At 73.2% G+C, this 14,700-nt stretch carries 11 protein-coding genes; 7 read left to right on the top strand and 4 right to left on the bottom strand.

Translation table 11 applies throughout. From position 1 onward, the window contains the following. Window positions 1-111 precede the first annotated feature (111 nt). The gene (locus tag WHN02_RS25035; RefSeq protein WP_434744061.1) at window positions 112-987 is read right to left on the bottom strand and encodes a S66 peptidase family protein; all 876 of its coding nucleotides are present in this window, start codon (window positions 985-987) and stop codon (window positions 112-114) included. A gap of 278 nt (window positions 988-1,265) precedes the next feature. On the opposite strand from WHN02_RS25035, the gene WHN02_RS25030 reads away from it, so the two are divergent. From WHN02_RS25030 to mptB (WHN02_RS25015), 4 genes are all read left to right on the top strand, one after another. Next, a complete protein-coding gene (locus WHN02_RS25030; RefSeq protein WP_434741106.1) occupies window positions 1,266-2,036 on the top strand; it encodes a type 1 glutamine amidotransferase in 771 nt (256 codons plus the stop codon). A 7-nt stretch (window positions 2,037-2,043) separates the two neighbouring features. After that, window positions 2,044-5,256, top strand: a complete 3,213-nt coding sequence (locus tag WHN02_RS25025) for a bifunctional [glutamine synthetase] adenylyltransferase/[glutamine synthetase]-adenylyl-L-tyrosine phosphorylase (protein WP_434741105.1) — start codon at window positions 2,044-2,046, stop codon at window positions 5,254-5,256. Next, window positions 5,253-6,863 carry a hypothetical protein gene (locus WHN02_RS25020; RefSeq protein ID WP_434741104.1) on the top strand — a complete coding sequence of 537 codons (1,611 nt, stop codon included), beginning with the start codon at window positions 5,253-5,255 and terminating at the stop codon, window positions 6,861-6,863. The genes WHN02_RS25025 and WHN02_RS25020 overlap by 4 nt, the downstream gene beginning before the upstream one ends. Before the next feature lie 72 nt (window positions 6,864-6,935). Next, window positions 6,936-8,348 (top strand): polyprenol phosphomannose-dependent alpha 1,6 mannosyltransferase MptB, encoded by a 1,413-nt coding sequence (mptB, locus tag WHN02_RS25015; protein ID WP_350897284.1) that lies wholly within the window; start codon window positions 6,936-6,938, stop codon window positions 8,346-8,348. Here the strand turns inward: mptB (WHN02_RS25015) and WHN02_RS25010 are convergent. Beyond that, window positions 8,335-9,000, bottom strand: coding sequence for an SAM-dependent methyltransferase (locus tag WHN02_RS25010; RefSeq protein WP_434741103.1), 666 nt, complete (start codon window positions 8,998-9,000; stop codon window positions 8,335-8,337). The two genes, mptB (WHN02_RS25015) and WHN02_RS25010, sit on opposite strands and share 14 nt — an antisense overlap. A gap of 86 nt (window positions 9,001-9,086) precedes the next feature. Between WHN02_RS25010 and mptB (WHN02_RS25005) the strand changes: the two genes are divergently transcribed. Then, window positions 9,087-10,604, top strand: coding sequence for a polyprenol phosphomannose-dependent alpha 1,6 mannosyltransferase MptB (gene mptB, locus WHN02_RS25005; RefSeq protein ID WP_434741102.1), 1,518 nt, complete (start codon window positions 9,087-9,089; stop codon window positions 10,602-10,604). A gap of 494 nt (window positions 10,605-11,098) precedes the next feature. After that, the gene (locus WHN02_RS25000) at window positions 11,099-11,569 is read left to right on the top strand and encodes a hemerythrin domain-containing protein (protein WP_434741101.1); all 471 of its coding nucleotides are present in this window, start codon (window positions 11,099-11,101) and stop codon (window positions 11,567-11,569) included. A 97-nt stretch (window positions 11,570-11,666) separates the two neighbouring features. On the opposite strand, the gene glnA is transcribed toward WHN02_RS25000, so the two are convergent. Next, window positions 11,667-13,091, bottom strand: a complete 1,425-nt coding sequence (gene glnA, locus WHN02_RS24995) for a type I glutamate--ammonia ligase (RefSeq protein ID WP_434741100.1) — start codon at window positions 13,089-13,091, stop codon at window positions 11,667-11,669. A gap of 227 nt (window positions 13,092-13,318) precedes the next feature. Here glnA and WHN02_RS24990 point away from each other — a divergent pair, with 227 nt between their 5' ends. Continuing rightward, entirely contained in the window at window positions 13,319-13,717 is a 399-nt protein-coding gene (locus WHN02_RS24990) for an RDD family protein (protein WP_434741099.1), read from the top strand. Window positions 13,718-13,888: 171 nt separating this feature from the next. Here the strand turns inward: WHN02_RS24990 and WHN02_RS24985 are convergent, their stop codons facing one another. Next, the gene (locus WHN02_RS24985) at window positions 13,889-14,581 is read right to left on the bottom strand and encodes a DUF4191 domain-containing protein (RefSeq protein WP_350897264.1); all 693 of its coding nucleotides are present in this window, start codon (window positions 14,579-14,581) and stop codon (window positions 13,889-13,891) included. Between the last annotated feature and the right edge of the window lie 119 nt (window positions 14,582-14,700).

Raw genomic sequence — 14,700 nt, 5'->3', positions numbered from 1 at the left:
ACCGACCCACCGTCACCGACCGTCCTGGGCGCAACCCGTGCCGTCCCTGTCACCCACCTGAGAATCCCGCCCCGGTACGGCAGGCAGGCCGGTCGACGGGGCGCGGGTGGGTCAGGAGACGGCGGGGGCGACCGTCAGGGTGCCGGTGGAGGTGTCGAGGGTGGCGGGGGTGCCGAGGGGGACGGTGAGCTGGCCGTGGCCGTGACCGACCGGGAGCCCGCCGAGGACCGGTACGCCCAGGTCGCCGAGGCGCTCGGTCAGGACGTCGGCGACAGTGGTGTCCCATCCGTCGGTGCAGCGGGTGAACTGCCCCACCGCCACCCCGGCCACCCCGGACAGGGCCCCGCAGCGGCGCAGCTGGGTCACCATCCGGTCGATCTTGTACGGCGGCTCCTGAACGTCCTCGATCAGCAGGACCGCCCCGGTGAGGTCGGGGAGGTCCGGGGTGCCGACCGTGGCGGTCAGCAGGCAGAGGTTGCCGCCGAGGAGGGGGCCGGTGGCCCGACCGGGCACCCGGACCGGGCCGGTCTCGGCGTCCGGGTCGGCGGTGAGGGTCACCTCGGCGGTGGTGGTCAACGCGGCGTGCAGCGACTCCGCCGAACGCAGCGGGGTCCGCTCGTCCAGCCAGGCTGCCCCGGGGCCGTGCACGGTGGCCAGCCGGGCACCCCGCCAGAGCGCGAGTTGCAGGGCGGTGATGTCGGAGAACCCGGCCACCACCTTCGGGTCCCGCCGGACGGCGGCCATGTCGATCAGGTCGACGACCCGCTGCGCGCCGTACCCGCCCCGGATGGCGAGCACCCCCCGGACCGTGGGGTCGGTGAACGCGGTGTTCAGATCGGCGGCCCGGAGGGCGTCCGCGCCGGCCAGGTAGCCGTGCCGGGCGTACGCGTGGGGTGCGAGGACGGGCCGCAGCCCCCAGCCGGTGAGCAGCTCGATGCCCCGGGCGACCCGTTCGGGGCGGCTGGGCCCGGAGGGTGACACCAGCATCACCGTGTCCCCGGGGCGCAGCGCGGGTGGGCGTACCGCCGGAGTGGCGCAGTGATCGGCGGCGACCGGTCCGGTCGCGGCCGGGGCGGGGTGGTCCGGGCTCACAGCGGCCGAGCCTAGTCCGGCTGTCGGCCCGGAGAAGGCGAGAGGGGAACCCTTTTCTACCGCAGGCGTTAACAGGGGACCCTGCCGTGCCCGCGCAGGCGTCGACAGGGACCCCTTCCTCGCCCCGCGACGCGGGGTGAGGGGGAGTGGGGGGACCGGATAGCCTCGACGGTGTGGGAACCGCGTTGGTGATCGAGAACGACCCGAACGACGACCCCCGACGGCTGGGGGAGTGGCTGACCGAGGCCGGCCTCGACCTGCGGGTGGTGCGTCCGCACGCCGGCGACGACCTGCCCGCCGACCTGTCCGGGTACGTCGCCCTGGTGGTGCTCGGCGGCGAGCAGCAGGCGTATCCGGGGCCGGACGGCACGCCGGGGGCACCCTGGTTCCCGGCTGTCGAGGGGCTGCTGCGCAAGGCCGTCCGACACCGCGTACCCACTCTTGCCGTCTGCCTCGGCGCGCAGCTGCTGGCCGGTGCACACGCCGGGTCGGTCGAGCCCAGCCCGGCCGGGCCGGAGATCGGACCCGGTGTGGTCGGCAAGCGGGACGCCGCCGACGGTGACCCGCTGTTCCGGTACGTGCCGTTGATGCCCGACGTGCTCCAGTGGCACACCGACGAGATCACCGAACTGCCGCACGGGGCGACCCTCCTGGCCGCCTCGGCCCGCTATCCGTACCAGGCGTTCCGGATGGGGGACCGGGCCTGGGGGCTCCAGTTCCACATCGAGTGCGACACGGCGATGATCGCGACCTGGGCCGCCGCCGACTCGCAGCTCCTGGCCGACCTCGGGTACGACCCGGAGCTGGTGGTGGCCGCCTGCCACGAGGTGATGGTCGACGTGGAGGAGGTCTGGCAGCCGTTCGCCGCGCGGTTCGCCGCGCTGGCCCTCGGTGAACTGCCCGACGTGGCGGTGCGGCCCACCCTGCCGCTGCTCGGGCACTGAGCCGGCGATGAGCAGACCGAACACCAGGCTCGCTCGCTACGGTTTCGGCACCGCCGAGGGTGAGGACGTGACCCGGGCCGCCGAGCTGCTCGGCCCGGACGGGCTCGACCTGTGGCGTCCCGATGTGCAGGAGCCCGTCGACGAGCACGCCGCCGAGCTGCTGGCCGCGCTCTCCCGGGCCGCCGACCCGGATCTGGCCCTGCGTCAACTGCACCGCATCGTCGAGGCGGAGCGGCGGGCCGAGCCGGACGCGCCGTCGGCGGTCCTGACCGGGATGCGCGACGACCCGGGCCTGCGTCGCCGGGTGGTCGCGGTGTTGGGGGCCTCGTCGGCGCTCGGCGACCACCTGGTCGCCAACCCGGACCACTGGCGGGCGCTCTCCACCGCCGCCGACGGGCTCGCGCCGCCGGCCGACGGCCGCCTGGACCTCGCCCACGATCCCCGCCCCACCGGCCCGGCGGCGACCGGTCCGGCGGGGACCGCAGGCGCCACCGCGCCGTCGACCGGGGCGCAGCCGTCGACGACCGCCCCGTCGACCACCGTGCCGTCGACGGGGGAGCCGACCGACGGGGTGCGGGAGCCCGCCGTCGGGCGGGAACAACCCCGGGTCTCCGGGCACCGACGTGGCGGTCCGACCGGCAGCGGACCCCGCATCGCCGACCTGCGTCGGGCGTACCGCCTGGCCCTGCTGCGGATCGCGGCGGCCGACCTCACCGGCGGTCGGGCCCTCGACCAGACGATGGCGGCGCTCTCCGGGCTGGCCGACGCGACCCTCTCCGCCGCGTACGAGATCGCCGTCGACGAACTGCCCGAGGGGACGCCCCGCCCCCGGCTGGCCGTGGTGGCGATGGGCAAGTGCGGCGGGAACGAGCTGAACTACGTCTCCGACGTGGACGTCATCTTCGTCGCCGCCGACGACGCCGACCTGGCCGCCGGCACCACGGTCGCCACCCGGCTGATCCACGTGTGCGGGCTGGTGGCCTGGCCCGTCGACGCGGCGCTGCGCCCGGAGGGCAACCGGGGGCCGCTGGTGCGTACCCTCGCCAGCCATCTGGCGTACTACCAGCGCTGGGCCCGGACCTGGGAGTTCCAGGCACTGCTCAAGGCCCGGCCGGCCGCCGGGGACCTGCCGGTGGCCAGGGAGTGGCTCGACGCGCTCGCCCCGCTGGTCTGGCGGGCCGCCGAGCGGCCGGAGGCGGTCGAGGACGTCCGGTCCATGCGGAAGAAGATCATCGAGAACATCCCGCCCCGGGAACAGGAACGCGAGATCAAACGCGGTCCGGGGGGACTGCGTGACATCGAGTTCGCCGTACAGCTGCTGCAACTGGTGCACGGGCGCGGCGACGAGGCGCTGCGGGTGACCGGGACGATCCCGGCGTTGCGGGCGTTGGTCGCCGGCGGCTACGTCGGCCGCGCCGACGGGGAGGGCCTGCTGCGGGGATACCGGTTCCTGCGGACCGTGGAGCACCGGCTCCAGTTGCAGGGACTCCGCCGGACCCACACCGTCCCGACCGACCCGGGCGGGTTGCGCTGGCTCGCCGCCGCCCTGGACTACACGGCCGCCACCGGACGCAGCGCCGTCGAGGCGTTCCGCGCCGACTGGGTCGCCCACGCCACCGAGGTACGCCGACTGCACGCCAAGCTCCTCTACCGGCCCCTGCTGGAGGCGGTCGCCCGGGTCCCCGCCGACGGGTTGCGGCTCACCCCGGAGGCGGCCCGCCACCGGCTGGAGATCCTCGGCTTCGCCGACCCGGCCGGGGCCCTGCGTCACCTGGAGCGGCTCACCGGCGGCGTGAGCCGTACCGCAGCCATCCAACGGACCCTCCTGCCGGTGCTGCTCGGCGAGTTCGCCGACGCCCCCGAACCGGACCGGGGTCTGCTCAACTACCGCCAGGTCTCCGACAAACTCGGCAGCACCCCCTGGTACCTGCGGCTGCTGCGCGACTCCGGCCCGGTGGCCCGCCGACTGGCCCGGGTCCTGTCGCTGTCCCGGTACGCCACCGACCTGCTCTCCCGGGAGCCGGAGGCGCTGCGGCTGCTGGCCGAGGAGAGCGAACTCGCCCCCCGCACCCGGGAGGTCCTCTGCGAGGGGTTCGTCGCGGCGGCGGCCCGACACACCGACCCGGTCCAGGCCACCCACGCGGTCCGTGCCCTGCGCCGCCGGGAACTGGTCCGGCTCTCCTGCGCCGACGTGCTCAGCCGAGCCGACGGCATCGCCCCCCGGCCACCGCGCGCCGACGACGCCCCACGTCGCCCCGCCCCCCTGACCGACATCGTCGCCGTCGGCCGCGCCCTCGCCGCGGTCACCGACGCCACCCTCGCCGCCGCCCTGCGCATCGCCCAGGCCGCGAAGCCGGGACCACCCGGACTGCGGTTCGCGGTGATCGGGATGGGCCGCCTCGGCGGGTACGAGTCGAACTACCTCTCCGACGCCGACGTGCTCTTCGTCTACGACCGCCCCGCCGACGTCGAGGAGAGCACCGCCAGCGCCGCCGCCCACGCCGTCGCCGAGGAGCTGCGCCGCCTGCTCGGGATGCCCGCCCCCGACCCTGCGCTGGGGGTCGACGCCGACCTGCGTCCCGAGGGCCGACAGGGCCCCCTGGTCCGCAGTCTCGCCGCCTACTCGTCGTACTACGCCCGCTGGTCGAAGGTGTGGGAGGCGCAGGCCCTGCTGCGGGCCCGGTTCGTCTGCGGCGACGCCGACCTGGGGGCCGAGTTCGAGCGGATGGTCGACCCGGTGCGCTACCCCGACGGCGGGCTCACCCGGGAGCAGGTGGTCGAGATCCGGCGGATCAAGGCCCGGGTGGAGCAGGAACGGCTGCCCCGGGGCGCCGACCCGGCCACCCACACCAAACTCGGCCGGGGTGGACTCGCCGACGTCGAGTGGGCCGTCCAACTCCTCCAGCTCCGGCACGCCGGGGCCGACCCGTCCCTGCGGGGGACCCGTACCCTCGACGCCCTGGCCGCCGCCCGCGACGCCGGCCTCGTCGACGAGGCCGACGCCACCGCGATGGCCGACGGGTGGACCCTGGCCGCGCAGGTCCGCAACGCCCTCATGCTGGTCCGGGGCCGCGACGGCGACCAACTCCCCCGGCACGGCGTGGAGCTGGCCGGGGTGACCCGCATCCTGGGTCGGGACGACCCGGGCGAGTTCCTCGACGAGTACCTGCGCACCGCCCGCCGCTGCCGCACCGCCATGCAACACGTGATGCAAGGATGAGGGGGCAGTCAGAAAACCCTGCGTTGACCGTGGGGTCCGCCGCCGCTACGGCGGCGCTGCTGGGGGTGGCGTTCCTGCTCGCCCCGCCAATGGGCACCGATCTGGCTGCCCAGGTGGCCCGGGCCGACTTCGTCGACCGGTACGGCTCCACTCCGGTCGACCTCGGTTGGTACGGCGGGGTCAACCAGCACGGCTACAGTCTCTTCACCGCTTGGTTGGGCGCGCAGGTCGGGGTACCTCTGCTCGGAGGGATCGCGGCGGTCGGCGCGGCGGCAGCGTTCGGGTGGCTGCTGGTGCGTCACCGAGCCCGCCGGCCTCTTCTCGGCGGCGTGCTCGGTGCAACGGTGCTGGTCGGCAACCTGGTCAGTGGTCGGGTGACCTTCGCCGTCGGGTTGGCCCTCGGCCTCCTGGCGCTCTGCGCAGTGTGCCTGCAGCGTCCCGGGCGGATGCCGCGACTGGCCCTGGCGGCGGTCCTGGCCGCCGCCGCCACCTGGGCCAGTCCGGTCGCCGGGCTGTTCACAGGGCTCGCCGGGGGCGCATTGCTCCTGTCCGGCCTGCGCCGGGAATCGGGCGGGCCGGGACGACGCCTACCGGGAGGATGGCAGGTCGACCGTCCACTCGCCGAGAGCCTGGTGCTCTGCCTGGCGCCCGCCCTCGCGCTGGCCCCGATGGCGCTGCTGTTCGGCAACGGCGGCACGCAGCCCTACTCGCCTGAGTCGATGAAGATCAACGTGGCGGTAGCGGTGGTGGTCTTCTTCCTGCTGCCCCGACGACGTCGGGCGCTGCGCGTGGGCGCGGTCCTCACCATCTTCCTCCTGATGGGTGCCTACTACCTGCCCAGCCCGATCGGCTCCAACGCGCTGCGACTGTCGATGCTGTTCGGGATTCCGCTGGTCGCCGCCTTCGCCGCCCTGCCCCGAACCGTCCTGGCCGGGGTGCTGGCGGCGCTGTTCTGGTGGCAGCCCCCGGTGATGCTCGACGACCTGGGTCGGGCCGGTTCGCCGGAGACCACGGCCGCGTTCCACCGTTCGCTCGCCGACGAACTGTCCCGAAGGCAGCCCGTCGGCCGGGTTGAAGTGGTGCCGCTGCGCGACCACTGGGAGTCGGCGTACCTGCCACCGCAGGTGCCGCTGGCCCGAGGGTGGGAACGGCAGGTGGACACCGCCCGCAACGCCCTGTTCTACGAGGGGACCCTCACCCCCGACCGGTACGCCGAGTGGCTGCGCGCCCGGGCGGTCAGCTATGTGGCACTGGCCCCCGACGCCCCGCTAGACCGGTGGGGGCGGGCCGAGGCGGCGCTGATCGAGACCGGGCTGCCGTACCTACGTGAGGTGTGGCGCAACGACACTTGGCGGTTGTACGTGGTGACCGATCCGACTCCCCTAGTCGCCGCGCCCGGTCGGCTGCTCCACTCCGACCAGTCCGCGATCCGGTTCGCGGTGGACACCCCGGGCCCCGTGCAGATCCGGGTCCGGTGGTCGCGCTGGCTGACCCTGACCGGCCCGCAGGGCTGCGTCATGGCAGAGGGGGACAACGTCACGGTCCGGGCCGAGGCGGCCGGGGAATACCGGCTCGGCAGCTCGCTGCGCCCCTCCGGCCACTGCTGACCGGGTGTGACCGTCGGCGCGGCGGGTGACGCCGCCGCTGCGCCGGTCCGGCGGTGCTGGCAGCATGTTCGAGTGCCTCACCACCTCGTGCGCTGGACCGGCTTCGCCGGTTCCCTCCTGCTCGCCGTGTCGGCGTACCTCGGCGGTGCGTTCCCCTCGGCACCCCTGCGAAGCTCCCCGGTCTCCATCTGGCAGAGCCGGTACGGGCCGATCGTCCTCGTCGCCTGGCTGGTCGGCACCGGCCTGATGGCCTGGGCGTGGTGGTCGCTGCGCAACCGGGAGTTGAAGCCCCGATGGGTGCTGGTCACCGCCGGGCTGTGGTTGTTGCCGCTGCTGGTGGCCCCGCCCTTCGGCACCCGGGACGTGTACGCCTACGCCTGCCAGGGGGCCAGCTTCGTCAACGGGATCAGCCCGTACGAGCAGGGGGTCTCCGCTCTGCCCTGTCCCTGGCTGGACACCGTCTCCTACATCTGGCGGGACACCCCCGCCCCGTACGGGCCGCTGTTCGTCCTGATGGCCGGGGCGGTGGTCGGGATCACCGACTCGTTGACCGCCAGCATCGTGGCGTTCCGGATCATCTGCCTGCTCGGGGTGGTGGCCACCGCGTACGCAGTGCCGCCGCTGGCCCGCCGGTGCGGCGTACCCGTGGGGCGGGCGCTCTGGCTGGTGCTGGCCTGCCCCCTGGTCGCCATCCACCTGGTCGGCGGCCCACACAACGACTCCCTGATGATCGCCCCCCTGGTGGGCGGCCTGGCGGTGGTGGCCAGCCACCCCGGGCGTCGGTGGCCGCTGCTCGGCGGCGGGGTGCTGCTCGGGGTGGCCGTGGCGGTGAAGGTCACCTCGGTGGTGGTGGTGCCGTTCGCCGTCCTCGCGGCGGTCGTCGGTCCGATCACCGTCCGGGCGCTGTTGCGCCACGGGAGCTGGGTCCTCGGCGGGGCGACCCTGACGATGGTCGGGATCACCTTCGCCGGTGGGCTGGACTTCGGCTGGATCGGCGGGTTGACCACCGGTGGGGCCGCCGTCGCCTGGACCTCGCCCCCGACCGCGGTCGGGCAGACCGTCAACTCTGTCGCCCAGCTCTTCGGGGCGAGCATCGAGGCCATCCCGGCGGCCCGGGGGGTCGGCGTGGTCGTGTTGGCTGCGGTGCTGGTGTGGATGTGGTTCCGGGCCTGGCACCAGGACCCGCTGCGCTACGCCGGGCTGGCCCTGGCCGTCACCGTGGCGCTGGCCTCGGTGGTGCACCCCTGGTACTGGACCTGGCCGCTCGCGGTGATCGCCGCCACCACCGTCAGGTCGAACTGGGCGGCCCTGGTGGCGCTGGTCAGTCTCTTCATGATCCTGCCCGACGGGGTGGGCCTGGCCCGGTACACCAAGATTCCCGGGGCCCCGCTGATGACCCTGCTGCTGGTCTTCGGTGCGGTCGCCCTGGTCCGGATGTTCCGGGCCGAGGACCGGCTCCGGGCCGAGCAGGTCACCCGGTCCTGACCCGGCGTACCACCACCCGGTGGTCGACCAGGGTGAACGGCTGCCCGTCCGGGCCGGTCGTCTCCCGGCGGGGGGCGTCCACCCGTTCGGTGACCCATTCGCCCGGGGCCAGGTCGAGGACGGCCAGGGTCTCCTCCGGGGTGGGGAAGACCAGGTCGGGGTGGGCCTGGCGGGCCTGCGGCGGAACCTCGCCGTGCTCGACGATCACCAGCCGGCCGCCGGGGGCCACCGCCCGTGCGGCGGCACGCAGCACCTCCTCCCGGGGGAACTCCAGCCGGGACTGGAGGAACTGGGCGCTGACCAGGTCGAACTCTCCCGGGGGGAAGGTCCGGGTCAGGTCGTGTCGGTGGAACTCGATCCGGTCGGTCACCCCGGCCCGGTCGGCCTCGGCCGCCGACCGGTCCAACGCCGTCGCCGACACGTCGACGGCCGTCACCCGCCACCCCTGCCGGGCCAGCCAGATCGCGTCGCCGCCCTCCCCGCAGCCGAGGTCCAGGGCGCTACCCGGGGGCAGCCCGGTGACCTCCTCGACCAGACGAGCGTTGGGTCGCCCGCTCCACTGCCGTTCCTTCTCGGCGTAGAGCGCGTCCCAGTGCCGCGCGGTCTCCGGGTCGATCGACTCCACCCCGCCGCCGTGGCCTGCGTCCGACATCTCTGTTCTCCCTTGGGTCCAGGTCTTCTCCGAACACTGCGGATCCTGCTCCCAGGCCCCGGAGACCGACAAATAATGTTGCCGGGATGGCAAAGTCATGGGGTGATCGAGAACGGGCCGCCGCCGTGGACGAGCCGGTGACCCGGCCCGGTCCGCCGCCGGTCCGCCACGCCGGGGTCGCCCGGGTGGCGGGTCTGGTCGGGGCGGTCCTGCTCACCGTCGCAGGGTGGCTCGGCGGGGCGTTGCCGGGGACTGCGGCGGACCAGGGGGCCGGGTGGGAGGCGGTCGCTGCCTGGGCAATCGGTACGACAGTGATGGTGGGGGCCTGGTGGGCGCTGCGCGCCGGAGCGCCGTCGACCGGGTGGGCGTACCGGACCGCCGGGCTCTGGCTCCTGCCGCTGCTGGCCGCGCCCCCGCTGGGCAGCCGGGACGTCTACTCGTACGCCTGCCAGGGCTGGGCGTACGCCGCCGGACACGACCCGTACGCGGTGGGGGTGGCGGCGGCCGGGTGCCCGTGGCTCGACTCGGTCGCTCCGCTCTGGCGGGACACCCCCGCCCCGTACGGTCCGGTCTTCCTGCTGATCTCGGCGCTGGCGGCCACCCTCGGCGGTGGCCTGGTCGGCACCCTGGTTCTGCTGCGGCTGTTCGCCGTGGGTGGGGTACTGCTGGCCGCGCTCTGCCTGCCCGGCCTGGCCCGGGCCGCCGGGGTGCCCACCCGCCGGGCGGCCTGGCTGGCGCTGGCCACCCCCCTCGTCGGGGTCCACCTGGTGGCCGGGGCGCACAACGACGCCCTCCTCGTCGGGCTGCTCCTGCTCGGGCTGCTGGTCCTCGTCCGCCACCCCGGCAAGCCGCGCCCCCTGCTGGTCGCCGGGGTGGTGCTCGGGCTGGCTGTGGCGGTCAAGGCGACCGCCCTGGTGGTCCTCCCGTTCGCCGCCCTCGCCGCCGTACTGGGCCGCTACACGGTCCGGGCGCTGCTGCGCGACGCCGGGTGGCTAGCCGCCGGAGTCCTCGCCACCCTGGGCGTCACCTCGCTGGTGTCCGGGCTCGGCCTCGGGTGGGTGCCCGCGCTGACCCGTACCGGAGACTCCGAGCAGTGGACCTCCCCACCGACGGCGGTGGGCTTCGTGATCGACTACGGCCTGGAATCGGTAGGCCGGACCGCCGGGGCGGTCCCGGTGACCCGGTTCGTCGCATTGCTGCTACTCGCCGCCGTCGTCGCGGGGCTCTGGTGGTGGGCCTGGCGGTCCCTGCGACGGTTGGGCGGGGTCCGGCAGCGCGTCCACCGCCTGACCGCCGCCCGGATCCGGGTGTCCCTGCTCGGGGCGGGCCTGGCCCTCGCCGCCACCGTCGCCCTCGCCCCGGTCTTCTACCCCTGGTACGCCACCTGGCCGCTGGCGGTCCTCGCGGTGGTGGCGACCCGGACCACCTGGTTCGTCCTACCCGGCGCGTTGGCCTGCTTCCTCACCCTGCCCGACGGCACCAGCCTGGCCCGGTTCGCCAAGGCCCCCGGCGCGATCGTGATGACCGCGTCGGTGCTGGTGGTGGCGTTCTGGGCGGCCCGCCAGGTCCACCGCATCCGCCGGTCCCGGCGGCCTGCGTCGTGACCCGGCGGCCCGGGTCGTCGCGAGAGATGTCGTCTGTGCTCACAAGCCCTGTCGTCGGTGCTCGCGGGGCATGTCGTCCGCTACTCGCGGACCTGTCGTCCGCTACTCGCGGACAGGGTCGTCCGATGCTCGCAAGGCATTCCGTCCTTCCCCGCCAACATGTCGTCCGCGCTCACTGTGGAGCTGCCCTCACGAACGGGGCGGCCCTGATACCCCCCCGCAGCCGGCTCGGACCGAAGGTCCGGTGCGCGAACTGGCGAGGTGCGAAGGCTCGGGCGGACCGGTGTCGGGTCTTCGGTCCGTTGGCCCGGGCGGCACCAGGGCAGGTCCTCGGTCTGCCGGATCGCGGGGATGAGGGCCGGTTCGGAGGCAGTGCGGCCGGCGGTGGGCTAGCCTGGCCGCAGCGTCGCGTGCCGGTGGCAGGCAGTGCCAGGCATGGAGGCGCCGAATCAGAAGGAGCACGACGATGACGACGTCGTTCCCTTCGCCCTCGTATGGCTGAGGGCGAGCGGGCCAGGCTGGTCGCCTGGAGCAGTGAACTACGCACCGTCCACGAACGGTTGCGCGAAGCCCTCCAGGTCACCCGGGAGGCGTTGCGAAGTGGTGCGGCAGCCGAGCCGGCCACCCGTGATCTGCTGCTGTTCTGTCACGGGTTCTGTGCCGCGCTGACCGGACACCACGAGGGCGAGGACCGCCACCTGTTCCCGGCGATCGCTGCGGCCCACCCCGAACTGGTCGGGACGCTGCGGCAGCTGGAACAGGACCACTCGATGATCGCGTACCTGCTCTCGGGTATGCAGAAGGCCGTGGAGCGGGCCGCGACCCCGGTCGAGATCGACGGTCACCTCGAGGGGATCGCCGCGATCATGGAGAGCCATTTCCGGTACGAGGAGCGCCGGCTCCTGGCCGTACTGGATCGACTCGCCCTGGACGCGGACCCGCGAGACGTCCTGGGGCCGCTGTGACCGACCCCTCGGTGTGACCGACCCCGACCCCTCGGTGTGACCCGGACACGGAGCAGGCCCCCAGGAGATCCTGGGGGCCTGCTCCGGTACGGACCGCTCAGCAGTCGAAGTACATCGCGAACTCGTGCGGGGTCGGGCGCAGGCGGACCGGGTCCACCTCGTTGGCCCGCTTCCAGTCGACCCAGGTGGAGATCAGGTCGGGGGTGAAGACCCCACCGTCGAGCAGGTAGTCGTGGTCGGCCTCCAGCGAGTCGAGCACGGCGGGCAGCGAGCCCGGCACCTGCTTGACGTCGCCCCACTCCTCCGGCGGGAGGTCGTACAGGTCCTTGTCGATCGGCGCCGGCGGCTCGATCTTGCTCTTGATGCCGTCCAGACCGGCCATCATCATCGCCGAGAAGGCGAGGTAGACGTTCGCCGACGGGTCCGGCACGCGGAACTCGACCCGCTTGGCCTTCGGGTTGCTCCCGGTGACCGGGATCCGGGTGCAGGCGGACCGGTTGCGCTGCGAGTAGACCAGGTTGACCGGCGCCTCGAAGCCCGGCACCAGACGACGGTACGAGTTGACCGTCGGGTTGGTGAAGGCCAGCAGCGACGGGGCGTGGTGCAGCAGACCACCGATGTACCAGCGGGCGGTGTCCGACAGGCCGGCGTACCCGGTCTCGTCGTAGAACAGCGGCTCGCCGTTGAGCCAGAGGCTCTGGTGGGTGTGCATGCCCGACCCGTTGTCACCGAAGAGCGGCTTCGGCATGAAGGTCGCGGTCTTGCCGTTCGCCCAGGCCTCGTTCTTCACGATGTACTTGAAGAGCTGGAGCTGGTCGGCGGCGTGCAGCAGGGTCGAGAACTTGTAGTTGATCTCGCCCTGGCCGGCGGTGCCGACCTCGTGGTGCGAACGCTCCACGGTGAAACCGGTGTCGACGAGCCGCCGCACGATGCTGTCGCGCAGGTCGGCGTAGTGGTCGACCGGCGGCACCGGGAAGTAGCCGCCCTTGTACGGGGTCTTGTAGCCGCGGTTGCCACCGACCTCTTCGCGGCCGGTGTTCCAGGCGCCCTCGATCGAGTCGATGTAGTAGAACGACTGGTGCGCGGACGTCTCGTGGCGGATCGAGTCGAAGATGTAGAACTCCGCCTCGGCACCGAAGTACGCGGTGTCGGCGATCCCACTGGCCGCGAGGTAGGCCTCGGCCTTCTTCGCCACGTTACGCGGGTCCCGGGAGTACGCCTCGCGGGTGAACGGGTCGTGGATGAAGAAGTTCAGCGCGAGGGTCTTCTGCGCGCGGAAGGGGTCGATGAAGGCGGAGGCGACGTCCGGGAGCAGGAGCATGTCCGACTCGTGGATCGCCTGGAAGCCGCGGATCGACGAACCGTCGAACGCGAGGCCGTCAGTGAAGAGGTCGTCGTTGACCGACTCGACCGGCAGGTTGAAGTGCTGCATCACGCCGGGCAGGTCACAGAACCGAACGTCGACGAACTTCACGTCCTCGTTCTTGAGGTACCGCAGGAGTTCCTCGGGGTTGGCGAACACACATCCTCCTGGCACTACACGGGGCTTGGCGTCCTGGCGACGGTATGACTGTGCGGTTGCCCGACCATGTCTTGAGTGTTTCTGCCGTGTTACGTCGCTCGCGCACGGTCATCTGCGCCGCTCAGGCGCCGTGGCTTGTCCGTTCCGACGATACCGGTCCCGACCTGGGGCCGCGCCACGACGCCCAGAAGGTTGACCGGTCCGCCACCCGGCTACCCTTGGTCGCTGTGATCTCGCCGCAGCCGTCAGCGTCGTCCGGGGCGGACCAGTCCGCCGTACCGTCCCTCGGTCGCCGGTTCGGTGCTCTGATGATCGACTGGATCCTCTGCCTGCTGGTCTCGTACCTGTTCGCCGATCCCACCCGGGACGCCTGGTCGACAGTCGCCGTCCTGATCGTCGAGTACGGCTTCTTCCTGGGTCTGTTCGGGCAGACCCCGGGCATGTACATCTGCCGGATCGCCTGCGTCTCGTACCCCGACGGGGGTCGGATCGGCATCCCCCGGGCGCTGCTGCGGGGTGCCCTGCTCGCCCTGGTCGTGCCCGCCCTGCTGATGGACGCCGAGCGTCGTGGCCTGCACGACCGCCTCACCCGTTCGGTGATCGTCCCCGCCCCCCGCCGCGCCTGAGCCGGATCGCCCCCCGGCCGCCCCTCGGCCGGATGGCTTCCCGGCCGCATCTCGGCCGGAACGCTCCCTGGCCGCACCTGAGGGGACCGGCCCCGGCCCGGCCGAGGGGGCGTACGCGAAAGCCGGGTCCGTCGGCGACGGACCCGGCTGCGGTGGTGCCGGTCGCGGGGGTCAGCGGCCCCGGGACTGGCGGAACGCACCCTTGGGCGGGCGCATGTTCTTCGGGATCGCGCCCTTGGGCAGCTGCGGGCGGGCGGTGAGCGCCTTGAGCCGCTTGTCGAGGGCGTTGACGTCCTTCCCGCTGAGCGTGCGCGGCAGCCGCATCAGGGTCATCCGCAGCTTCCGGATCGGCAGTTCGCCCTCGTCCTGACCGATCAGGTAGTCGTGCAGGGGGGCGCTGCCGATCACCTTGGCCAGCCGCCGCTTCTCCTGCCCGAGCAGGCCGCGTACCCGCTGGGGGTTGCCCTCGGCGAGCAGGATCACCCCGGGCTTGCCGATGACCAGGTGGACCATGTCCATCTGGGTGGTGGAGCTGACCGCGGGGGTGACCCGCCAGTCACCCCGCATGTTCTCCATGATCTGCGCTGCAGCGCCGGGCTGTCCCTCGGCGGCGTTCATCATCGCCGCGTTGGACCGCAGGTTGAGCACGATCAGCACGGCGAGCAGGGTGAGCAGGATGCCCAGCGGCAGCCAGAGCCAGCCCCAGAGGATCACCGCGACCACGGTGAGCGCGAGCGGGATCAGGATCGCACCGGCCACCAACGGGGCGAACCAGCGGTCCTGTTTGGCGGTGAACCGGAACACCATCCCGATCTGCTTCAGCCGCTGGCCGAACGAGACCTTCTCCTGCGGGGGCTTTGCCATGCGGCTGAGTCTAATGGGCGGGCTGCAAGCCGTTGCCCCGTGCCCGGGGGTACCGCGACCGGCCCGGCCTCCGGTGTCCGGGAGAGGGGAACCCCTCGTGACCGCAGGCGTCGAAGGGG

The sequence above is a fragment of the Micromonospora sp. SH-82 genome (assembly GCF_051132485.1).
Classification (GTDB): domain Bacteria; phylum Actinomycetota; class Actinomycetes; order Mycobacteriales; family Micromonosporaceae; genus Micromonospora.
This window is presented reverse-complemented; position numbering and strand designations above follow the sequence as displayed.